Genomic DNA, 22510 nt, shown 5'->3' with positions numbered 1-22510 from the left:
TCGGCGGTCTTGCGCGCGGCGGCCAGCTCGGCGCGCCTGCGCTCGGCGGCGCGGGCGCGCCGCTCGACGGGTCCGAGCGCCGCCTCGCCGAACCGGAGCGCCGCGCTCCCGATCCCCTCAGTCCCGTAGTAGCGCTCGGTCTCGCCGACGGCGAGCGCGGACAGGCCGAGCGCCAGGGCGCGGGCCTGCACCCGCAGGTCCGCGATGGCCGCGTCGATGGCCTCGACCCACGCCCGGCGCAGAACCTCGGCCCGGGCGTCCTCGGGCATGGGCAAGGGCAGGAGTCCGTGCCGGCCCGCCTCGGCCGAGACGAAGTTGTCGTCGTCGTCGTCGAACTCTTCCGCCATGTCGAGGAGCCGGAGGATCGCCGCGCTCTCGTCGATGCGCGGCAGCTCCCGCCATATCGAGGCGGCCAAGCGCGCCGCGGCCGACCGGTCGGCGGGCGAGGCGGTCAACACGAGGACCGCGTCCGCGATCTCCCGGACCGTGACGGAGTCGTGGGCGGCCGCGAACCCGTCGAGGAGGCCGACGAGCGTGCGGGCCTCCGAGGGATGGACCTCTGACGGCCGCTCATCGCGGCCGTCAGAGCGCAACCTCAGGACGCGCCTGAGCAGGGCCCTGGGGCCCCGCGGCGCCGTCCCGGCGGCCATCTCCGGAAGGTCGTCGTGGATGTCCCGCGCCGGTCCTTGCGCGATCCAGGCCAGGACCGCCTCGCCGAGGCCGGCGTCGACGGCCCCCGCGTCGCGCGCCAGCATCACCGGCACCCGACCGTACAAGCCGTCGGGATCTAGGCCCGCACGCAGGATGCGCGGCAGGTGGCGCAGGACGATCCTGCGCGCGAGGCTCGGGGGTACGACAGGACCGGTCAAAGGAAATTCGTCCTCCATCTTCGTGGTCCGACGCGTCAGGCTTCGCCGCGCTGGCCGAGGCGCAGCCAGCCCTCCTCCGTCAGCGCCCATCTGAGGTTCGGGTCGAGCGCCCACATCCGGCCCGTGAGCACGGCGCTCCCGTCGATCACGCCGACGATGGCGGGAAGCGGCTGCGAGGCGGGCACCCAGCCCTCGACGAGGGGGGCCCACGCGAGCTCCCTGCGGATCGGCGACGCCCCCGCGACGACCCGCTCCAGGCGGCCGAGCAGCGTGCGCAGGGCGGCGACCTGCTCGTGCAGGTCGGCCGGAAGGTAGGCGGTCATCCAAGTCCCCCGTTTGCCGCGACGCCCGATGCGGGAGGCGTCCTCACGCGCCGACCTCCACCACGAGATCCGCGCGGAAGGCCGGGTTCTCGGAGCCGTACCCGCGGGGGTTGCAGATCACCCGTGTGGCGGCGTGCACGTAGTCGAGGCTGGCGTGGACGTGACCGTGAACCCAGAGGGCGGGGCGCCGGTCCTCGATCATCGGCCCGAGATCGGAGACGAAGGCCGGGTTCAGCGGGTCGCCGGCGAAGACCGGCGCGACGGAGGCCGGTGCCGGGCCGTGGTGCGTGACCACCACCTGGGGCAACCCGCCGGGGGTCTCCCGGAGGACGGCGTCCAGGAAGGCGCGCGAGGCCTCGTGCAGGCCGAGCGCCTCCTCCGGGCGGAAGGGCCGCCGCGCGTGGCCCCAGCGGATGCGCCGGTGGTCGTTGAGGCCACGGCCGGCGGCGTCCATCGCCGCCCGCCGCCGTTCAAGGCCATCGAGCGCATAGTCGGTCCAGAGGGTGGCCCCGCAGAACCGGACGCCGCCGAGCGCGACCGCCTCGTCCTCCAACAGGTGAATGCCGGCGGCTTGCGCGGCGGCACGGCCCAGCGCGAGTTCCTCGCCGTGGATGCGGCGGTAAAACTCGTGGTTGCCGGCGACCATCACGACCGGCATGTGGCGTCCGAGCGCTTCGGCCGCCCAGTCCACCGCGGCGCCCAGCCCCTCGCAGACGTCGCCCGCGACGACCACCACGTCGGCTTCGGGGATACGGGCCGGGTTCCACGGTGGCCCTCCCACTCCTTGGTGGAGGTCCGACAGGATCCAGATGCGCATGGGTGCCGTCCTTGGGCGATTGGGATGCGGGGCAGGGGTTCTCGGCCGGCGCCGGGGCGAACCGGTCCCGGTCGGTCACGGCCGCGGCGCCGGCGGGACGCGCGGCACCCAGGCCGCCCACCGCGCGGCGAGTTCGACCAGGTGACGCTCGTCCGGACGTCGGCGCGCCAATCGCCTCAGCGCGCTTGCGAGGACGACCGGGGCGGTTCGATCACCGCACAAGGCACGCAGCAGCAGGGCGCTCGCGACGGTGTCGGCCGCCGGTCCGCTCACCCCTTCCAGGCGCAGGACCGTGAGCGCGATGCGCGTGGTCGCGACCGGATCGCCCCGGAGCGCGGCGTCCCAGCGTCGCCGGGCGCAAGGGGGTTCGACCGCGCGCAACACCATGAGGAGCGAGCGCGCCGTCGCGGGACCGAGGGACTGCGGCGGCACGACCCGCCACAGCCTGAGCATCGGGGGCGCGCGCCTCAGCGCGGCGTTGGCGGCGGGCGGGCACGCGGGAGCGGCCGGGCAGGCGTCGCGGCGCCCGGAAGCGGGTCGGGACATGTCAGGCTATCTCCATGGCGTCGGGATGGGCGGGAGGGCGCGCGCTCACTGGAGCCCCGCCGCCGGCGTCGCCTCTGCCGGTGTCCCCAGGCGATAGAGGCGCGACAGCGTCCGCGCCCAAGTTCTTCCGTCCGTGGCGAAGACGTCCGAGGTGAGGGTGGGGCGCCCGGAAGCGATGGTCGGGTGGCCGAAGGAGACGCCGGCAAGCACCCGCGTCCGGCCGCTCAGAAAACTCCAGGATTCCATGAGCGGCGCCCGCGCCATCTCCTCCGGAGCCGGTCCGCCTTGCTCCAGCGCCTCCAGCGCGTCGGCGAGGTCGCGCAGCCGGTCGCAGAGCCGCCGCTCGTCGGGGGTGACGGGCATCTCGGGATCGAGGCCGAGCGCGCGGGCGAACCGCCCGCTGTCGAGGGAAGCGACGAAGGGATCCTGGGCGGCCACCTCGATGGCGGCGAGAAGGAGCATGCCCTGGCGCACCGTTCCGGCCAGCGGATGGCCCGCCGCGACGGCGTGCGTCTCGGATCGCGTCGGCGCGGGCAGGGCCACGGGCAGGAACCGGCAGCCGTCACCGGCGCCGGCGCGGCGGAGGAGGGGGCGCATCGTCTGTTCGAAGCGCGTGGCGTCCGGGCCTCCTCCGGCCCGTCCGGCCCCGAGCAGCCAGACCGGGGCGGCGGATCCGGGCTCCGGCCCCACGCCGGAAGCCTGATCCGCCGCCGCCCGTCCCGAGATCACCTGTTCCCCGCACTGGCCGAGGGCGAAGGCTGCGAGGCGCTCCTCCATGGCGCCCGGACCGACAACGACCACCGACAAGGCCGCCGCCTCGCGCAAGCTGCGGTAGGGGAGCCAGGAGAGCGGAAGGTCCAGGACGACGTCCCGCGCCGTCGCCTGCGCCTGCCTGATCAGATCCTCCGGATCGTCGAAGGTGACGAGGTCGCCGGGTTCGGCCTCGACGACGCACAGGGCCTCTGGCATCGTCTCCGGGATCCGGGCAAGGCCCTGTCCCCGCTCGGTGATCCTCAGCAACGTGGCGGGCCGTGCGGCGGTGGTCAGGGCGTGGGCCGCCGCGAGGGCGGCATGGGTCGCGGCCGAACGGCCATCGGCCCCGTAGAAGGCGTAGAGCATGGAGCAGTCCCATCCCGAGAGAGCGGAGCGGGCCACGGATGCCGGCGATGGAGTGGGACCACGCGCGGACGGGCGAGCTCAAGCAACGAGATGGAACTATACCACGGGTGTAATATTTTATCACGAGCAAAGCAAGCCGCCGCTCGACTTATCCTCAGCCAACGTCGAAGCGCTGGAGCCCGGCGCCCCCCTTCCGGGCGTTGTGTGCCAAGCGGCTCGCGAGTTGCTCGGCCTGACGCAGCTTGAGTTCTCGAAACTCTCGGACGTGAGCAAGAAAACGATAAATGATTTCGAGAACCAGAAGGTGGAGCCCCGAAGCCGCGTGGTCCGCGCCTTACGCGAAGCCCTGGAGAACCGTGGGGCGCGCTTCTACCGAAGTGGCGAAGCGATTGGCGTTCTGGTCAGCAGGCCGCACGTGAAGCGCGATGACGCGGAGGATGGCACCGGGCGAGGCTAAACAGCTTGGTTCCGCGAAGAGATCTTGCCTCTACATGTGGGTACGTTTCTACCGGCATCGGCTTGCGGTGGTCGAGCAACAGGGCTGGACGTCACGGGATCGCTCGCATCCAGCCGTTGCCCACGGTTCCCCAGGGAAGCGGGTGTCAACCGTCGGACCTGGAGAACCAGGCTCGGCGCCCTGGCAAGACCATCGCTTCCAAGATGCGGCCTCGCCCCGCTCAAGCCAGCCCCCCGCTATTGCGGGCGCCTGAGGTCGAGAACGACCCACCCGAGGATCGCTGCCGTGAGGGTTGCGATCACGGGCATCGCGACGCCATCGTGCCCCGGCCGAGCGTCTCAGGCGCCGACCAGACGAAACTGCGGCTCGCCGGCTGACCTGCCCGTTAGGCGCGATGCGCAGCGGGTCTGGTTCCGGCCGCATGCCTTGGCTTCGTAGAGGGCGGCATCGGCCAAGCCGTAGAGGTCGGCGTCGGTTATCCCGGTCGCCAGCCCGATGCTGACCGTGACGGCGCCTGGCGCGATGCCGGCCGAGGCGATTGCCAGTCCCGACACCTGGGCGTGCACCCTCTCGGCGACGCGCCGCGCGCCCGCAGCGTCGGTGTTCGGCAAGAGCAGCACGAACTCCTCGCCGCCGACCCGACAGGCGAGGTCGCCGGGCCGGGGCACGGCAGCCTTGAGGCAGCCGGCCAAGCCCTTGAGCACCTCGTCACCCACAGCGTGGCCGTAACGGTCGTTGTAGCGCTTGAAATGGTCGGCATCGACGACGAGCAGCGACAGCGGGTTGCCCGTGCGTCGGGCGTCCTCGCAAGCCCGGGCGAGGACCTGCTCGAACCGGCGGCGGTTCGCAAGGCCGGTCAGCGCGTCGGTGCGCGAGAGGCGGGCCATCTCGGCGTGCATCTCCGCGCGGCGGCGGAGCTCGCGGCCGAACAGCAGCGACAGCGTGACCGTCAGCCCGCACAGCACGAGTACGACGGCGGCGATACCGAGCGCCTTCGTCCGCCATGCGGCCTCGACCTCGGCGGTGGCGACGGCGACGTTGAGGACGAGGGGTAGGTCGCCGACCCGCGTGAAGGCGTAATGGCGCTCGACGCCGTCCCGGACCGAGGTGCCGACGAAGGCGCCGCCGCCCTCGCGCACGAACCGGTCGAAGTTCCGGGTGCCGGCGATGTTCACGCCGATGTCGGCCTCGACGTAGGGATGGCGCACGACGCGCGTGCCGTCCTGCATGTAGAGGTTGATCGCACCCTCATGACCGAGGCTGATCCGGTCGAACAGCCGGGTGAAGTACGATAGCTTGAGCGTACCAAGCGCAACGCCGCCGAACGAGCCATCGGGGTTGGCGATGCGGCGGCTGAACGGCAGCATGCGCTCCCCGGTCAGGCGCGAGATCAGCGGTCGGCCGATATGGAGGCCGACGTCCGAGCGCGCCTTGTGGACCTGGAAGTAGTCGCGGTCGGCGTAATTGCCCTTGCGCGGAGGGACGGCGCCCGCATCGGCCGCGACGTCACCGTCGGCGTCGATGACCAGCATGACCCCGAGGTCCTTGGCGGTGGCGGCCCGGTCGAACAGGATGAGTTGGCGCAGCTTGGGGCCGGCCCCCGCCGCCTCGGGCGCACGCAGGTTCTCGACCGCCGCCTGCAGGGACAGGTCGATGAGCTCGACGTTGCGGGCAATGTCACGCTCGATGACCTGCAGTAGGTTCTTCGAGGTTTGCTCGGCCTTGTCCCAGGCGTCACGGCGCACCTCCAGCAGCAGGAGCCCTGACGTGACCAGCATGCCGACGGGCGCCAGCACGCTGAGCGCGACCCAGTTGCGGCCGGACCGGAGGATGCGCGGGAGGCGCCGAGGCAGGATCATCGCGCGGCGTTCCCCGGCTGCGTTGTCGTCGCTTCGATCCTGACACGCCGAGACCTAACGGGTCTTTGCGAGTGCGGAAGGGTTGTCCGGCCCGCCCACGCCTGACGGACGGGCTCGCCGAGGCAATCGGCCGCGCGAGCCTCGACCTGCTCGTCACCGACGAGACGCCCCCCCCGGGTCCTGCGCTAACCGCGAGCCTGACGTTCGATCACCCGGCTGCCGGTCAGCGGCGTCGTGAGCGCTGCCTCACCGCTCCTTGTACCCGTGAGATGAAGAACGCGGGGACGGCGAAATAGGAAGCCGAGCCAGGTGCCGCGGATGAGCCGCTCGAAGAGAAGAGGCAGTACGACGGCGACGCTCATCACGGCGAGCGAGGCCAATCCGACATCCTCGATCACGCCCGTCTTCACGATCAGGCTGCGCCAGGCGGCCATTGGCAGGAAGAAGGCAAGATAGATCACGATGGAGCGCTTCCCGCAGGTACGCAGCGCCCCCGTCACGACGCCTCCCGCTTCGGCCAGCAAGCTGGCAAGTGCGACAATCGCCAGCGCGCCCGCGAATCCGGCCGCGAGACCCACCCCCGGCAGGCTCGCGAGGGTCGGGTGGTCCGGGATGCCCGACGGCGTGAAGGCGAGCCAGCCCTCGGCCAACGCCCAGGCCCCAAGGCTTGCAAGCGCCAGCCGCCGGTAGCGCCGCACGGCATCGGAGAAGGCAAAGATCTGGTCGGCCAGGAGGTAGCCGCCGACGAAGTAGACGTAGCGGGCGCAGAACTCCTCAACGAGGAAGGAGGAGGTTTGGACCGGCATGATCTGCAACAGCGCGGCGGTCCCGAGAAGCGCCGGGCCAGGCAAAGGCCGCAGCAACTTCGTCACGATCGAGAACACGGCGAGGAGATAGATGAACCACAGCGTTGAGTAGGGCTCGACGAGGGCGAGGGCAAGGTGAGCCAGGAAGGCCGGGATGCCCCCATCCCCGGCGACGGTCTCGTACTTCAACGCCGACTGAAGCAGCAGCCAGAGCAGGTAGAAGTAGGCGAAGTGGATTATGCGCCGGTCGGCGAAGCGGCGCCAGTCACGGTCCAGCACCCGTCCGACGAACAGACCCGAGAGCAGGAAGAAGTCCGGGATCCGGAACGGCTTGGCGAAGGCGACGACCGGGTGCAGGAAGCCCTCCCCACCCATCGCCTCGCCGGTGCCGAGGGTCGAGTGCATCATCACCACGAGCAAGATGCAGATGCCCTTTGCCACGTCGACCCAGGCGTATCGGAGCTCCTCCTCCGCTTGAGTTCTCGCCCGCCCGCCCACGATCCGTCCCCGTATCCCAGCCCGGGGCCGAGTTTCGCCGGAGCCGGTTAAGCGAGCGGCAGCACCGGCGCGCGACCGTCCATGATGGACAACGGAACTTGAACGAAGCCGCGGCCGCGGTACCAGCGCACGTTCGCCGATGCGCCGACCAGCCCCCCCGGACGAACTGCCCTGCGTCCCGTGGCGCGTTGCGAAGCCGCGTCGAACCCGTTCCGGCGCGCTCCAGCGGTGTCCACGGCTTGCGCCCGAGGCCGCCCGGAGGCGGCACAACTTCAACCGATAAGGGCCGGGAAAGCGCAGCCGGGGTTGCCGCCGGCGCCCGGCGTGGTGTCATCGCACCGCTCTCCCGCGCCACCGTCACCAGGCCGGTCGGGCAAACGCGCGCTCGGCCACCGGGACATCGTACCTCGCTCCGGCACGCTCAACGTCTCACGCCATACGGTCGCCCGCCACGGACGGCCGTCAATCCCAGATCCCGCGCAACCGTACTTTCTACGGTGTGTGCCGGCCTCGCTGCGTTCCATATAGGCCGCTCGCGGAGTGGGGGCTGACGTTGGGCGAAGACCGGCCGGACGAGTATCACGTCTACCTGAGACACGACGACGTCATCTATTTCCTGGCGGCGGACGGGACGTTCGTGTCGGACCTCGAAGGCGGTCGCGCTTTCGAGAGGATCGAGGACGCGTTCGAGGTGATCAACGCCATGACGGATGGGCGCGATCTCCCGAGGGAGCATGAACCCGGAGTGGTTCGGAACGCGCACCGCTTCTACGGGCCACGCGCCCGAGGCTGAGGGCAGGCGAACCCGCACGCAGCAGGGAGGGGGAGACCTGACCGGCATTTGGACCGGGCGGACCGAGGCTACCGCGTGGCGGCGGTTCTGGGTGGCCGACAGGCGACATCCGGGAAGCACATGGGTGCGGGCAGGAGGTCGTCCAAGGACGAGGGCGCCGAGCCCGTACCAGCGGCCCGCCACGTGTCGCACGCTGAGCGCCCCCCGGGCCGAGACATCGTCAGCGCAGGCCGATCCTCAAGCAGGCGACCCGCCTGAAGCGCAGGCTGAACTGCCTGAGCAGTCTGTACGGCAGCAGGACCGTGTTGCCCGCCGGGCGCCGGACAAAGGCCCCGGGCAGACCGACCTGCGCTGTCGCCACCATGCGGTCGCCGATCCTAACACATAAGCACGGCGCAACAGCCCCTTCTGGCGCCTCATCAACAGGAAGAAGCGCTCGGTGGATGTGCCGCCGTGGACGCGGCTGCTATAATAAGGCCAGAGCGTGCGCGCGCTGCCGCCCGGGAAGTCCGCCCGCGCCGAGCCGCTGTCGGGCATGAACAAGGTGTCGTGGATGAAGGCGGCGTCGCCGACCCGGTAGGCGACGGAGGCCAGGGTGTGGCCCGGCGTGAACAGCACCTCGACGTCCAGGTTGCCGATCCGGAAGCGCTCGCCGTCGGCGAAGAGGCGATCCCACTGCGAGCCGTCCGCCGGGAAAGTCTCGGGCAGGTTGTAGAGCCCCTTCCAGAGCTTCTGCACCTCGACGACCTTCTCGCCGATGGCGGTCGGCGCGCCCGTCCTGTCGTGCAGGTAGCCGGCCGCCGAGAAGTGGTCGGCGTGCGGGTGCGTGTCGAGGATCCACTGCAGCCTGTAGCCCGCGCGCGCGATATGGGCGAGCAGGGCATCGGCCGAGCGGGTGGCGGTCGCCCCCGACTTCGGATCGAAGTCGTGCACCGGGTCGACGATGGCGCAGTGTTTCGTCTCCGCATCGGCGACGACGTACTGCACGCTGCCCGTGCGCTGCTCGTAGAAGCCCGTCACGAGCGGGCGTCCGTGCAGGGACGTTGCGGTCAGGTCTGACATGCATTCCTCCGGTTCGGGATGAACGGCTTCGGGGCTCTGGACGTCACGCCCGACCGAGCAAGGCTGGCAGGCCGCGCGCGACGACGTAGAGGCCGACCAGGATCACCAGGCCGGCGAAGGTGATGGTCAGGGCGCGCTTGTGCCCGGCGAGACGCTGGCCGAGGCGGGCGCCGACGAGGCCGCCGAGCGCGCCGCCCAGGATGAACAGCCCGGCCAGCGTCCAATCGATCAGGCCGGAGACCGCGTAGCTCGCGGCGGTGGCCGCCCCGAAGGCGCTGACCGCCACCAGCGAGGTGCCGATGGCCATGGGCAGCGGCATGGACGTCGCCAGCATCAGGCCCGGCACGATCAGGAAGCCTCCGCCGATTCCGAAGAAGCCGGAGAACAGGCCCACCGCGAACCCGATGCCGAGCAGCCAGGGCAGGAGCACCGGGGCGCTCCGTTTGGTCAGGCGCACGTCCGGATCGCCCTCGCCGCGCCGCCGGCGCAGCATCAGGCCGCCGACCGCCAGCATCACGAACCCGAACAGGGCGAGCAGGCTCTGCCCGTCGACCGCCCTGGCCGCGGCCGAGCCGGCCAGGGCGCCGAGGACGCCGGCGAGCGAGAACGCCCCTGCGCACCGCCACTTCACGTTCCCGGCCCGCCACTGCGGGACGAGGTTGCCGGCCGCGCTGACCGAGACCGCCAGGGCGCTGGTGCCGATGGCGACATGGGGCGAGTTCACGCCGACCGCGTAGGTCAGGAGGGGCACTGCCAGGATCGAGCCGCCTCCGCCGACGAGGCCGAGGACCACGCCGACGAGCCCACCCGAGCCCGCCGCCAGGCCGAAGGTGACGAAGCTCGCCATCACGCATCCGCCGGCGCGGCAGAGGTGGACGCCGCTTGCCGGGAGACGGCGGATGGCAGGGCCTGGAACAGCAGCATGCCGACGACCATGGCGGCGACGAAGACCGCGGCCCGGGTCGGCACGACCGAGAGGAGGGTCAGCGCCGGCCCGGGGCAGAGGCCGGCCAAGCCCCAGCCGATGCCGAAGACCGCGGCGCCCGTCAGCAAGCGCGGATCGAGGTCGCGCCGCGTCGGGATCTCCAGCTTGGGCGCGAGCACTGGCCGGCCCCGGCGCGTCGCGATGCGGTAACCGGCGGCCGAGACCGTGACGGCACCCGCCATGACGAAGGCGAGGCTCGGGTCCCAGCGGCCGGTCACGTCGAGGAAGGCGAGGACCTTGGCCGGGTTGGCCATGCCGGAGACGATGAGGCCAAGCCCGAACAGCAGGCCGGCCGCGAACGCGGACACGATCCTGGACATGGTCAGGCTCCGATCAGGTGACGCGTGACGAAGACCGTCACGGCGGCGGCGGCCATGAATGTGCCGGTCGCCACGAGGGAGCGGGGCGAGCCGCGGCCGACGCCGCAGACGCCGTGGCCGCTGGTGCAGCCGGCTCCGAGCCGCGCGCCGAAACCGACCAGCAATCCCGCAAGCCCGAGGAGCGGGAGCGAGGCCTCGACCGCCACGGGCGGCCTGCCGCCGCCGAGGCCGGCGTGGACGAGGGGCGCGAGAAGCAGGCCGGCGAGGAAGGCGGCGCGCCAGCCGATCCCGCCGGTGCTCGGCGGCAGCAGGCCGCCCAGAATGCCGCTGACGCCCGCGATGCGGCCGTTGAGTATCAGGAAGAGCGCTGCGGAGGCGCCGATCATGAGACCGCCGAAAACGGCGGAAAGCGGGGTGAAGGTATCCATGGCACTCACTCCTGGACCGCGGTGCCGGGCGTCTCGCGCAGGCTTGGAGCGATCCCTCAGGCGCCGGGGGCGTGGCCGTCGTGAGCGGCAGCGTCCAGCGACGGCGCCACCAGATTAGTGATGTCTAAATTAGAAATATCTAATCAAATGTCAAGGGATGGCGGGGAGACGCCGGATGGTCCGGGACGGCGGAACGGGCCGCGCTCCACACCGCCCCTGGCGTGAACCGCCGGATCGAGGCGGCGCTTCACGAGAGCCTCCGCTGGCACGGGGGCATCCCGAGGCGAGCGGCCGGCGGTCGCGCGAACTGGACGGGAATGGGATCGCGGGCCCACGTCGGCGGCCAACGCGGCGACGCTGGCCGGGATGGCTCTCGGGAGCGGTCACGGACCGGCGCCGGTCACGGCTCCCGGCGGCCGTGGCCGCCTTTCTGCCGCCTCACGCCGTCCAGGACTGGGGCCCGCCGTTGCCTGTCCTGAGGCGCCTCGACCTTCGGGCCGCCCGGGCGATCGATGTCGAGCGCGACGCCCTGCGGGCACGCCGGGGGTTCCGATCCGGTTGGCCCCGGAGCCGACGACCGTGGCAGCCGGGTCGACCACGCCGTCACGGCGGCGCTGGGTGGACGGCCAAGCCGCCGACGCGGCGGAGCGCGCGCCTGGCGGAGCCCTGGTTACCCGATCAGCCCGCCTCCGGGCAGAAGATGTCCTTGAGCGTCGCGAGCAGGCGCGCGGCGCGGGGATCCTCCAGGCGATAGTGGAGCGTCTGGCTCTCGCGCCGGAAGGCGACCAGCCCGTCCTCGCGCAGCTTGGCAAGATGCTGCGAGAGGGCCGATTGGCTGAGGTCCACCGCCTCGGCCAGGCTCGTCACGTCCATCTCGCCCCGGGCGACCAGCAGGCATAGGATGAGGAGACGCTTCTCGTTCGCGAGAAGGCGCAGCAGGCGCGCGGCATCGGCCGCCTTGTCCTGAAGGCGCAGCAGGTCGGTCGTTGTCACCGCATCCATCGACGTCGGCCGCCCTGTATTAGACAACCCTGTTTTAGCTGGCACTAACATGGTGGCTCTGACAGGAATTCCCAACCCTGGCGATGCCGGGCAGGCAGACGTGGCCGGCGCGTAACGCGCTCGACATCTTCGCCCGGCATCGCATGTTTCCCGCGGGAGCATCATCCGTCGAAGCCGGTGAGTCCACCGTGGGACGCAGGACAACCGCGCCTGCGGGCGGGAGCGCGCGCTCGAAGCCGTCCGGGAAGCTCTCTGATGGACGTCTCAAGGCGGCGCCACCGGAATTCAGTCGGCAGCGGCGGGCTCGGCACGCGCTCGGGGGAGACCGCCCGGCAGGTCGCTCTCGCGCAACGGGTTCATGGTCCGCGCCGCGGCCAGCACGGGACGGCGGCGTCGGCCACACCGGGACGGGCAGAGCACACGCGCCCGCCCACGCCCGTCGGCGCCGGCCAGCGACCGAGCCTGCCGATCCCCGGGAACGGACTGTTTCATGCGCTCTTCACGCAGACCCGGGGATCCGCTGTCAACCGCTTGAACTTGCTCACACTCTGCGTCCTTGCTCATTCACGAGCCGGAGCAGGCCGAGCCGCGTTGACCTGGCAAGTGATGAGTGCCTTCCTCCGCCGTTCGCGAAGGCGCAGGCTCCCACGTCGAGGCAAGGCTTCTCCCCAGGCATCGGCACCGGACCCTCCGTTCCGGGAACATGGCGGCCTTCCGAACAGGCCGGGTGATGCCCGCGCAGCGGCCTGCGGAAGCCCGGCCGCTCTTCCTCGTCGCTCATCCAGCCCCGACGTCGGCCATCGCGGCGCGGGTCACCGGGACGACCCGGCCGCTCGTCACGAAGACGATCAGGCCGAGGCGCGCGCCCGTCGCGAGAAGGTATCGGGCCACCTGACGCCGGTAGTCGGCGAGGACCGCCTCCGCAGGATCCACGTCGCTTTTCCAGTCCACCACGATGTCCGGCTTGCCGACCGCGTCGCAGGCAATCGCGTCCACCACGCCCGCCGTCGCCTGGTCCTCGTCGGCGAGGCTCTCGAACCCGAACACGGGCAACTCGGCCTGGAGGCGCTCGCGGATCCCGGCGATCTCGGGAAGGCCGAGCGCCCGGGTCACGCTGGCCGCGACCTCGGCCAGGTCGACCTCGGCCCCGGCAGCGTCGCCGGTTCCGAGACCGAGCTGCCGGGCGAGGAGCCCGGCGCGCCGTCCGAGATCGTCGCCTTCGCTCGCCTCGCCCGTGAGGATCTCCTCCAGCAGCTTGTGGATGAGGATGCCGCGCTCCCGGCTGCCTGTCGGCCGTCCCCCGGGTCCGCGCCCGCCGTCGGTACCGCCCTCGACCAGGCCGGGGGCGCCGGACGTCTCGGGACCCGCCGCATCGCCGCGGCTGGGGACGATCCAGCGCAAGCGGCGCTGCCGGGCGACGGCGGCGGCCTCGGCGGCGAAGATTTCCCGTGTCTGACCGTTCGCGAATTCCGGCGCGACGGCCGGCGTCCCGACCGGCAGCCGCTCCACGTCGATGGACGGCAAATCCGCCAGCCCGAGGTCGACCACCGCCGACCAGGACGTGCTGGCGCCCGGCTCGGCGAACCGCGTGAGCACCAGCGTCTCGCGGGCCCGCGTCGCCGCCACGTACCAGAGGCGGACCCGCTCGTTCCCGACCTCGCGCTTCTCGGCCTCCAGCGCCTCGTCGTAACCGGCCGGGCGCACCCCGAAGACCGGGCAGTAGAGACAGTTCGAGGCGCGGTCGACCAGGGCTCCGGAGACGGCCTTGGTCCGGGTGGTGGTGTTGATCGGGATCACGACGGGCCATTCGAGCCCCTTGGACGCGTGCATGGTGAGCAAGGAGACCGCGGCCTCCTGCGCGTCCGGCCGGCCCTCGACCGTGCGCGTCCGGCCCTCCCAGGCCGCCCTCATCGCCCCCGCGAAGGCCCGCAGGCCGCGCACGGCGAACGGGCGCGACATTTCCAGGAACAGGTCGATGTTGGCCAGCGCCCTCTCGGCGTGGCCGTCGTGACGCTGCTGCACCACCGGGCGCAGCATGAGCGCGTCGACGGCTTGGCTGAGGATGTCGTGCGGTGTCGTGCCGAGCGCCCGCTTCGCCAGGGCCTGCAACCGTTCCAGCACCGGCCGGGCCACCGGATGGTTCACGTGCGCGACATCGACGTGCAGGCGCAGCCTGGGGACGCTCTCCGGGCGCTCCGGGTCGCGCGGCAGTCCGTCGACGAGGTCGAGCAACTCCTCGTCGGTCAGGCCGACGGCCGGCCCCCGCAGCAGGGCCCCGAGCGCGAGCGTGTCGCGCGGGTCGGCGAGCACCCGCGTCAGCGCGATCAGGTCATGCACCTCCTGCCGCCGGAAGAAGCCCTTGCCGGCCTGGGTCGAGACGGGGATGCCCCTGGCCTCAAGCGCCTCCTCGTACCGCCAGAGGTCGCTCCCGCTCGGTGCCAGCAGCGCGATGTCGCCGGCCCGGAGCGTGCGGGTGCCCGCGCGCTTGCAGGTCACGAGCTGGTGCCCGATCAGGCGCGCGCAAAGGTCCGCGACCGCTTCCGCCTCGGCGTCGCGCAGCGCCTCCGCGGTCCGCTTCGCCCCGTCGGCACCGGCCGGCACGTCGAGCGCCGCGATGCAGGGTCCGCGGTCGTGGTCGGGATGGAAGGCGTCGAGCGCCGCGAACCCGGGTTGCCCGACCCCGTTCAGGATGTCGCCGAAGCGTTCGTCCACGTAGGCGAGGATCGAGCGGCAGGACCGGAAGTTCGTCGAGATCGCGAGGACGTCGTCGGGCGAGCGCGCGAGGATGCGGTCGCGCGCCCGGACGTAGGTCGACACGTCCGCCCCGCGGAAGCGGTAGATCGCCTGCTTCGGATCGCCGACCAGGAACAGCGCGCCCGGCCGCAGCACGCGTTCCGTCCACGCGTCGGCCGCGCCGTCGGGCAGCTCGCCGCACAGCCGCCAGAGGATCTCCGTCTGAATCGGGTCCGTGTCCTGGAACTCGTCGACCAGGACGTGGCGGTAGCGGCGCCCCAGCGCCTGCCGCACGGTCTCGTGCGCGCGGAGCAGCGTGGCGGCCGCGGCGATCAGGTCGTCGAAATCGAGCAGGGCGCCGTCGCGCTTTCGGGCCTGGTACCGGTCGAGAACGGTCCGCACCGTTCCGACGAGCCTGGCCAGGAGTTCGCTCGCGGCGTTGGCCTTCAGCCGGCGCCAAGCCTCGCAGCACGCGACGTGCAGGCGCTCGGCCGACGCCTGGAGCCGGTCGGCCTCCGTCTTCGGAAGGCCGACCAGCTTGGCGGCGCCGGCCCACTTGCCTTTGCCCCCGCGGTACTTCGCGAAGTCGCCGTCCGCCTTGCACAGGCTCGCCTCCGCCGCCGCCGTCAGGATGGCGACGAGGTCGGCGTCGGCGACGCCGGTGTCCGGCAGCCGCGCGGCCATCGCCTGGAACGCCCGCACGTTCGCGGCGGTCTCACCCTCGGAAACCCCGCAGCTCCGCTGGAAGTCCGCGAAGGCCTGCACGCTGGCGCCGAAGGCCCGCACCAGGTCGGGAAGGGGTTCCGCCGGCGCGGTGCCCACCGCGCGCCCCTCGCGCAGGCAGCCGGCCACGCGGTCGATGGCCGCCAGGGCCGCGTCCGGGTCGGCCAGCACCATCTCCGCGACAAGGCCGCCGCCGCCGGAGAGGCACTCGCGGAGCCAGCCGTCGCGCAGATCCTGGAAGATGCCGTCCGCCTCCGCCTCGTCGGCGACCCGGGCGCCCGGGTCGATGTCGGCCTCGACCGGGTAGGGCTTGACCAGGCGCTGGCAGAACCCGTGGATGGTGGTGCAGGCCAGCGCGTCGAGATGCTCGCCGGCCTCGACCAGCCGGGCTCGCTGATCCGGAGACAACCCGTTCGGGAGGACGACCCGCAGCTCCTCCGGGACCTGCCCCTCGACCAGCCGGCCGACGACCTCGCCGACGCGCTCCAGCAGCTCGCTGGCGGCGAGTTCCGTGAAGGTGACCGCCGCGATGGATCCGGGGGCGACGCCCGCGGCCAGCATCATGGCGATGCGGCCGGCCATCAGCGCCGTCTTCCCGGATCCGGCCCCGGCCTCCACGAGCAGCGACCTGTCGTGGGCGGTCATGGCGAGCGCGCGCTGGGCCGCGTCGGCGAGGCCCCGGTCGTGGGCGGTCATCAGGCGGCCTCCCAGACGCGGGCGGCCTCGCCGAGCGCCGTCGTCACCAGGTCGTGCTTGCGCGGGCAGTAGGTCTTGTCGGCGTTCGCCGGCAGCGCGAAGGCCAGGTCGTTCCAGGCATCCCGGGCATCGGGGCCGGCGAAGGCGTTGCCGGCCCGCAGGCTCGCGCCGGCCGCGACGAGATACGTGGCCAGCTCGTCGAGGGCCTCGTCCGGCCGTTCGAGCCGGAGGCACAGGGATTCCCGCGGGAAGTGCAGCGAGGCATCGATCGACACGTCCGCGCCGAGGAGCACGCGGGTGGCGTAGCCGTACAGGCACCGCTGCAGTTCGCGGCCGCCGTCGAGGACCGTCCCCGCCTCGCGGGGCTTGCCGGTCTTGTAGTCGCGCACCCGCGCGCTGCCGCGGTCGTGCGACAGGTCGAGCCGGTCGATGTAGCCGGAGATCCGGAAACCGGTGCCAAGTATCGTGACCGTGGCGTCGCTGTCCCAGGGGAGGGGGTGGTGGTCGCGCTTCGGCGGCTGCCCGCCGAACGGGACCTCGACCCAGCTTCCCTGCCCGAGGAGAGGCTGGTCGGGGTGGGTGAGCGCGGCCAGGGCGAGCGCGGCCGTCTCGTCCAGGGTCCGCCGCCAGATCAGCCGCGGCGGGATCGGGCGCTCGCGCTCCCAGACCTCGGCGACGGTGGCGAGGACCGCGGCCAGCGCCCGGCGCTTGCCCCCGTCCGTCGACGGGGCGAAGCCGCCATCCGCCTCCAGGGCGACCACCGCGCGTTCGAGCACCTCGTGCAGGAGGTTGCCGAAGGCCTGATGACCGAGCGTGAGCGGCTCCGCGGCCGCGTCGGCCGTCTCCAGGCCGAGCCCGTAGGTCCAGACGAAGCCCAGCGGGTCGCGCAGGAGCTTGCGCAGCGACCGGGCGGAATGGGTGCGATCCAGGATCGCGAGCACGACCGGGTGGTCCGGCCGGACGCGCCCGTCGTGCGCGGTCAGCTCCGCCCGGCCCCAGGCCCGCCAGCAGCCCGCCGCGCAGATGGCCGGGGCCGTCGCGCGGAACTCCGCCGGCCGGGCCATGAGTCGGTCGACCTCGCCCACGGCGTGGGCCGGGACGCGGTTGCGCCCCAGGTAGGTCTCGGCCGCGCCGAACTCGCGCAGCAGCGGGCTCCTCCCGAGCAGGCGCCCGTCGGGGCCGCGCCGCGGCCGGGACAGCACGACGGCCCCGGCGCTGGTGGCCAGAATCGCGCGGAAGTCGCTCCTGTCGGCCAGCGGCCTGGGGAAGGGGTCGAGAAGACGGGACGGCACGAGATGGTCCGACAGCAGCCGATCTTCCGCGCTGACCTGCGGCCAGCCGCGCGAGCTCAGCCCGAGCAGGCGCACGAAGCGCCGCGGGGCGGCGGCCAGCGCCGAGGCGGGGGCCCAGACGACCGAGGCGCAGGCGTCCGCCCCGTCGTCGATGCGCAGGCGTCCCAGCGTCAGGTCGACGACGGCCGGCGCCCCCTCGATCAAGGCCTTGCGCCAGATCCGGAGCGCCAGGCCGTGCAGGAAGCGCTCTCCCGCCTCCGCCGCGACCGACACGCCCTGCACGAGCACGCCCACGACGTCCCGCAGCGCCGGGACGTGGTCCTGCCCGTCCGGGAAATCCTCTGCCCGGAGGCTGTTCAGCAGCCGTTCCCAGGCCGTCGGGTCGGTCAGCGGCGCCTCGCGCGGAAGGACGCGGGTCCATCGCTCGGGCAACGCGGCGAAGGGACCGGGGCCGTCGCGCAGGAGGGCCGCCAAGCGGCGGACGCCGTCCTGCGAGATCCCCCTGACCAGGACGTCGGCGAGGGCGGCCGCGGCCTGCCCCTCGCGGACGCTGGCGGCGGGCACCCCGTGGACGAAGCGCACGTCGAGGTTCGCCTCCGCCCGGAGCGCGAGCACGACGTCGTCGTACTCCTCGGTGCGGCAGGCCGCGACCGCGATGTCCGCGGGCGCGGCCTGCCCGGACGCCATCAGCTCGCGGGCCCAGCGCAGCGCCCCCAGGACCTCGTGCCTCGGGGTCGCCGCGCTGCAGACCGCGACCGCCGGCCGTTCCGGCGCGCACGTGACGACGCGGATGCCGGCCGCCTCCACCCAATCCGGGACGGAGCGCGGCCCCGCCACCCAGGTCACGGGAACGTGCGCGACCAGGGATGCGACGAGGCCGCGCCAGCACGGCGGCACGTCCGGGAGCCCGACGATCTCGACGGGCCCGAGCACCCGCGGCGCGTGGGCGAGACGCGCCCGCGCGGCCTCGGCGAGGTCGACGGGCCGCATCATCCCGGCCGGCAGGCGGGCGAGGACGGCCTCCTCCAGGCGCCGGACCGAGGCGGTCCGGTCGGCCGGGTCGGCCGACCGCGCCAGGTCGAAGGCGGCCAGCCACGCCTTCCGCACGGTCTCGGCGGCGGCGTCGACCATGCCCGGCAGCGTCTTGATGGGATCGAGCTCGCCGAGGTCCGTTTCGGCGAGGGCGGCCGGCAGAAGGCTCTTGAGCGTCTCGTCGTCGACCGGTCGCGCGAAGCCCCCGGCGAGGCGCGCCACCATGCGCTCCACGGGCATGAGCTGGACGCCATGGTCGGACCGGCGCGCGGCGGCCAGCCGGCCGTCCGACATGGCGAGGCGGCCTTGGATCACCACCGTCCGGCGCGCCATCATGCGAATCATTTCCCCGACCGTCGACCGTCACCCATCTCCGGCGAGGCTGAAGAAACGGTCAAGCTCGTACGAGTCGCTCCGGCCCAGCCGTGCACAACCTGCTCGAACCTGACGATGGCCGAGGCTTTGGCTCCGCGCCCGGGCGCGAGCTTGCGCGCTCTTCCCGGCGCGCCCGTGCCCAGCGCGGCCCGCTCGGGGTCGCCAGCTTCCCCTGGGCCCGCTCGGCCGCGCCCGTCACCGGGCGTCAGGCTTCGGGCACGCCGTCGAGCATCTCGGCGGCCAAGCCCGGCATCCGCGCCAGGACGCCCTCGTTTCGCCGGGCCCAGAAGCGCCGCAGCAGCGTCTCCGGAACATGCTCGTCGTACTTCGCGGTCTGGATGGTCCCGACGAACTCCGCGACGGCCGCGAAATCGCCCGGCACCATGCTCGCAACCCTGCGCAGGACCGCTCGGGCGTCGTCCGGGCTCACCCCGGGGAGCGTGACGCCAAGGTCGTGCGGCTCCGCCGGCAACCCGAGCATCGACAGGATGACCGCCAGGACGTCGCACGTCGCGCTGCCGCGCCACGCGAAGAGGTGAAGGTCGCGCCCGGTGTGCACCATCCGGGAGCGTCCCAGACCGAGGCGGCGGTAGGCCGACCGCCCCTCCGCGAGGAAGGTGCGGGCCCGCGCGTCGAGGTAGGCCGGCACGTCGTCGGCCTCGAAGACGCCGCGCATCTCCGCGAGGAGGCGGTCGTGCGTGGGCTCGGCGAACAGCCGCTCGAACTTCGGGATCACCCCGCCCCGGTGCGCGGAGACCTGCAGGACGTGGGCCCGCTCGTCCACCTCCTCGACCAGCCAGCGGCGCCCGGCGAAGACGACCAGGGTGCCCTGGGCGACCGCGTTGGTGAGCGGGATCGTGCCGAGCGCCCGGGTCCCGGCGACCAGGCGCCACTCCGCCCCGCTGTCGAACAGGGCGTAGAACTCGCGCGCGTGGACGAGGCGCTCGCCGCGCTCGCCCAGGAGCAGCGTGCCGTCCGGCGCCTGCTCGATGAGGCCCACCCCCGTCCGGGCCGCGCCGCGCAGCAGCTCCGCGAAGTCGCCCGGCGTCACCGAGGCGAACACCCCGGGACCGCAGAGAAGCCGATGGAGCGCGTCGGCCCGGGCGCCGCCGCGCTGCGCGATCACGGACAGGACCTGGTGCAGCAGGGCGGTCGCGAGCGCGGCGTCGCTGGCCAGCGGCGGCTCCACGAAGCGGGCGGCGAGCAGGCGGATGGCCGCGACCGCGCGCACCGCGTCCTGGCGAAGCTCGTCGAGGACCGAGGAGCGCGTGTCGAGCTCCTGCTCGCGGACGTAGATCCGGAGGATGGCGGGCACGCCCGGCCGCCGCCCCGTCCGGCCCAGGCGCTGCCGCAGCGACGCCAGCGAGCGGGGCGCGCCGACCTGGGCGACGGACCGCACCGAGCCGATGTCGATGCCCAGTTCCAGGGTGGAGGTGCAGACCGCGGTGGTCGGCAGGGACGCGTCCTTGAGGCGGCTTTCGAGCTCCTCGCGCAACTCCTTGGAGAGGTTGCCGTGGTGCGGGAAGAACTCGTTGGGGACCTCGCCCCGTTCGGCCCGGCGCCGCAGCCTGTCGGAGAGGGCCTCCACCAGCCGCCTGGAGCCGCCGAAGACCAGGTTGTTGCTGCCCCTCAGCGAGGCGAACAGGTGGTCCGTGATCGCGTCGAGTGCCGGCACCGGCCCTGCGCCGGCCGCGCCCTCCGCCTCGGCCCCGTCGGTGCCGTCGGCGTCGAGCGGCTCCAGGTAGCCGAGGATCCGAAGCTGGAGGTCCAGGCCGGCCCCGCCGTCCTGGAGCAGGCGGACGCGCTCCGGCGCGGTCGGGCGAAGCCAGGCCGCCGCAGCCTCGGCGTCGCCGATGGTGGCCGACAGGCCGACCCGTCGCGTCCTGCCCGGCGCGCCGAGGGCCTCGACACGTCTCAGCAGCGACGCCAGGTGGAGCCCCCGTGGGCCCGACAGGAGGGCATGCACTTCGTCGACGACCACGAAATCCAACGCCGCCAGCAATCGACTGGCATCGGCGGGACGCCGGATCAGCAGGGCCTCGACGGATTCCGGGGTGATCAGGGCGATGCCGGCCGGCTTGGCCAGCATCCGCGCCTTGGCCGATTGCGGCGCATCCCCGTGCCAGCGGACAAGCGGGATCTCCATCCGCTCGCAGAGCTGGTCGAGCCGCTGGAACTGGTCGTTGATGAGCGCCTTCAGGGGGCTCACGTAGAGCACCGCCAGGCCGGGTTCGGCCCGGCCGGCGATCCGGGTCAGGATGGGCAGGAAGGCCGCCTCGGTCTTGCCGGCCGCCGTCGCCGCGGCGACCAGCACGTCGTCACCGCCGTCGAGGACGGCGTCGATCGCGCGCGCCTGGATGTCACGCAGCCCCGTCCAACCCTGCTCCCGGATCCAGGAGCGGACCTCCGGGGCGAGGCGGTCGAAGGCCCCGTCGCGGAGGCGCCGCTCAGAGGCGGAAGCTGACGAGCTCATCGCCGGGCGCCGGGCTGGAGGGGACGTCGGCGTCCGCCCCGGCGTCATCGGCCTGGTCGTCGCTGCGGACCTCGACGTGCCCGAGCAGCTCCTTCCAGCCCGTGCCGGGGTTCTGCTCGATGACGGCAAGCAATTGGACGAAGGCGCGGATCGTGTTGCGCGGCGTCCGGAAGTAGGCCTCGCCGATCCGGTCGTTGCAGTGACCCATGAAGGCGCCGAGCGCCTCGTCCGGCACGAGGTGCCTGGCGGGGTCTCCGCCGGCGAACACCGCCCGGATGTTCGACAGCAGGATCAGCATGTCCTCCGGGGTCAGGTTCTGCAGCCGGATCACCGGGCCCGACAGGTCGACCAGGCCGCCCTTCGCGAAGGCATTCTCCGCCAGCCGGCTCTGGAGCGCCTGGTAGCTGTACAGCCCGCGGCGGGTGTCGAGCAGGAATTCCGGCGTGCCGCCCAGGGCCAGGCCGAGCCCGCGCACGTTCCCCTGCAGCACGTCGTTGAGGATGCGCAGGACCTGCTCGAAGTTCTGGTTGCGCGCCTGCGCGCTCTGGAGCTTGTACAGGTTGACCAGCTCGTCGAAGACGACGAACAGGCCGCCGTAGCCCGCGAGCCGGACGAAGGCGGCGAGCAGCTTGAGCGCGTCGTAGACGTTGTCGTCGTCGACGATGGTCCGCACGCCCAGCGCCTGCCGGGCCTCGGTCCGCGTCGAGAACTCGCCGCGGAGCCAGCGCAGGGCCGCCGCCTTCAGCGCCTCGTTCCCGTCCTCGCTCCCGCGCCAGTACGCCTTCAGGACGACCGCGTAGTCGTAGCCCCCGACCTCGTCCTGGAGCGGCGCGAGCCTGCGGTCGATGACCCGCTCGACGGGCAGGCCGGCCTGTTGCGCCTCCTTGACCGCGTCCGTGACGAAGCGCTCGACGACGCTGCCCAGGGCGCCCCCGTCCGGCTTGGTGCGGGTCGCCATGTTGCGCAGGGCCTCGGCGTAGAGGGCCCGCGCCTGCCCCGCGCTGGCGTGCAAGCGGCGGTCCGGCGCGAGGTCCGCGTGCACGGTGACGAGCTTGCGTTCGAGGGCGACGAGCCGGACCAGGTTGAGGAAGAAGGTCTTCCCGGCCCCGTACTCGCCGATCACGAACCGGATCGAGGACCCCTCGTCGGCGACGCGGTCGATGTCGCGCACCAGGGCGGCGATCTCGGCGGCGCGCCCGACCTGGACGTGGCGCAGGCCCGTGCGCGGCACGACGCCGGCCGAGAGGGCCTGCAGGATCGCGTCACGGTCCCGCGGGCGGATGGTCGGGGCTGGCTGCATGG

18 protein-coding genes are annotated in these 22510 nt (G+C 72.7%); 2 read left to right on the top strand and 16 right to left on the bottom strand.

The features are described 5' to 3' along the window. From MET9862_RS11050 to MET9862_RS11030, 5 genes are all read right to left on the bottom strand, one after another. Window positions 1-869 (bottom strand): hypothetical protein (locus MET9862_RS11050; RefSeq protein WP_142583010.1); only part of this gene is annotated, 869 nt, incomplete at its 3' end. A 35-nt stretch (window positions 870-904) separates the two neighbouring features. Then, on the bottom strand, window positions 905-1192 hold the full coding sequence (locus MET9862_RS11045; protein ID WP_009861606.1) for a hypothetical protein: 288 nt from the start codon (window positions 1190-1192) through the stop codon (window positions 905-907). 43 nt (window positions 1193-1235) lie between these two features. Next, complete coding sequence (locus MET9862_RS11040) at window positions 1236-2009, bottom strand: metallophosphoesterase (protein WP_012454472.1); 774 nt, start codon at window positions 2007-2009, stop codon at window positions 1236-1238. 75 nt (window positions 2010-2084) lie between these two features. Then, window positions 2085-2555, bottom strand: a complete 471-nt coding sequence (locus MET9862_RS11035; RefSeq protein WP_012454473.1) for a hypothetical protein — start codon at window positions 2553-2555, stop codon at window positions 2085-2087. A 45-nt stretch (window positions 2556-2600) separates the two neighbouring features. Further along, window positions 2601-3674 (bottom strand): hypothetical protein, encoded by a 1074-nt coding sequence (locus MET9862_RS11030; RefSeq protein ID WP_012454474.1) that lies wholly within the window; start codon window positions 3672-3674, stop codon window positions 2601-2603. Here MET9862_RS11030 and MET9862_RS11025 point away from each other — a divergent pair. Further along, entirely contained in the window at window positions 3673-4131 is a 459-nt protein-coding gene (locus MET9862_RS11025; RefSeq protein WP_081435397.1) for a helix-turn-helix domain-containing protein, read from the top strand. The genes MET9862_RS11030 and MET9862_RS11025 overlap by 2 nt on opposite strands. Window positions 4132-4469: 338 nt before the next feature. On the opposite strand, the gene MET9862_RS11020 is transcribed toward MET9862_RS11025, so the two are convergent. Together MET9862_RS11020 and MET9862_RS11015 are read right to left on the bottom strand one after the other, a co-directional pair. Then, on the bottom strand, window positions 4470-5990 hold the full coding sequence (locus MET9862_RS11020; RefSeq protein WP_012454476.1) for a sensor domain-containing diguanylate cyclase: 1521 nt from the start codon (window positions 5988-5990) through the stop codon (window positions 4470-4472). A 185-nt stretch (window positions 5991-6175) separates the two neighbouring features. After that, entirely contained in the window at window positions 6176-7294 is a 1119-nt protein-coding gene (locus tag MET9862_RS11015; RefSeq protein ID WP_066918771.1) for an acyltransferase family protein, read from the bottom strand. A 553-nt stretch (window positions 7295-7847) separates the two neighbouring features. On the opposite strand from MET9862_RS11015, the gene MET9862_RS11010 reads away from it, so the two are divergent. Next, entirely contained in the window at window positions 7848-8087 is a 240-nt protein-coding gene (locus MET9862_RS11010) for a hypothetical protein (RefSeq protein ID WP_066918773.1), read from the top strand. Window positions 8088-8324: 237 nt separating this feature from the next. Here the strand turns inward: MET9862_RS11010 and MET9862_RS11005 are convergent, their stop codons facing one another. From MET9862_RS11005 to MET9862_RS10960, 9 genes are all read right to left on the bottom strand, one after another. Then, complete coding sequence (locus MET9862_RS11005; RefSeq protein ID WP_238231524.1) at window positions 8325-9149, bottom strand: MBL fold metallo-hydrolase; 825 nt, start codon at window positions 9147-9149, stop codon at window positions 8325-8327. Window positions 9150-9192: 43 nt separating this feature from the next. Next, complete coding sequence (locus MET9862_RS11000; protein WP_066918775.1) at window positions 9193-9996, bottom strand: sulfite exporter TauE/SafE family protein; 804 nt, start codon at window positions 9994-9996, stop codon at window positions 9193-9195. Then, window positions 9996-10454, bottom strand: coding sequence for a YeeE/YedE family protein (locus tag MET9862_RS10995; protein WP_012752928.1), 459 nt, complete (start codon window positions 10452-10454; stop codon window positions 9996-9998). The genes MET9862_RS11000 and MET9862_RS10995 overlap by 1 nt, the downstream gene beginning before the upstream one ends. Before the next feature lie 2 nt (window positions 10455-10456). Continuing rightward, entirely contained in the window at window positions 10457-10882 is a 426-nt protein-coding gene (locus MET9862_RS10990; RefSeq protein ID WP_066918776.1) for a YeeE/YedE family protein, read from the bottom strand. A gap of 678 nt (window positions 10883-11560) precedes the next feature. Next, on the bottom strand, window positions 11561-11884 hold the full coding sequence (locus MET9862_RS10980; protein ID WP_012752930.1) for an ArsR/SmtB family transcription factor: 324 nt from the start codon (window positions 11882-11884) through the stop codon (window positions 11561-11563). Between the two features lie 777 nt (window positions 11885-12661). After that, window positions 12662-16036 (bottom strand): UvrD-helicase domain-containing protein, encoded by a 3375-nt coding sequence (locus MET9862_RS10975; protein WP_066918778.1) that lies wholly within the window; start codon window positions 16034-16036, stop codon window positions 12662-12664. After that, entirely contained in the window at window positions 16036-18696 is a 2661-nt protein-coding gene (locus tag MET9862_RS10970; protein WP_142583009.1) for a PD-(D/E)XK nuclease family protein, read from the bottom strand. The genes MET9862_RS10975 and MET9862_RS10970 overlap by 1 nt, the downstream gene beginning before the upstream one ends. A 244-nt stretch (window positions 18697-18940) precedes the next feature. Continuing rightward, on the bottom strand, window positions 18941-21208 hold the full coding sequence (locus tag MET9862_RS10965; protein ID WP_012752933.1) for a DEAD/DEAH box helicase: 2268 nt from the start codon (window positions 21206-21208) through the stop codon (window positions 18941-18943). Next, a complete protein-coding gene (locus MET9862_RS10960) occupies window positions 21183-22508 on the bottom strand; it encodes an ATP-binding protein (RefSeq protein ID WP_066925038.1) in 1326 nt (441 codons plus the stop codon). Before MET9862_RS10960 ends, MET9862_RS10965 begins: the two co-directional genes overlap by 26 nt. Window positions 22509-22510: the final 2 nt, after the last annotated feature.

Source organism: Methylobacterium symbioticum (assembly GCF_902141845.1).
Classification (GTDB): Bacteria; Pseudomonadota; Alphaproteobacteria; order Rhizobiales; family Beijerinckiaceae; genus Methylobacterium; species Methylobacterium symbioticum.
This window is presented reverse-complemented; position numbering and strand designations above follow the sequence as displayed.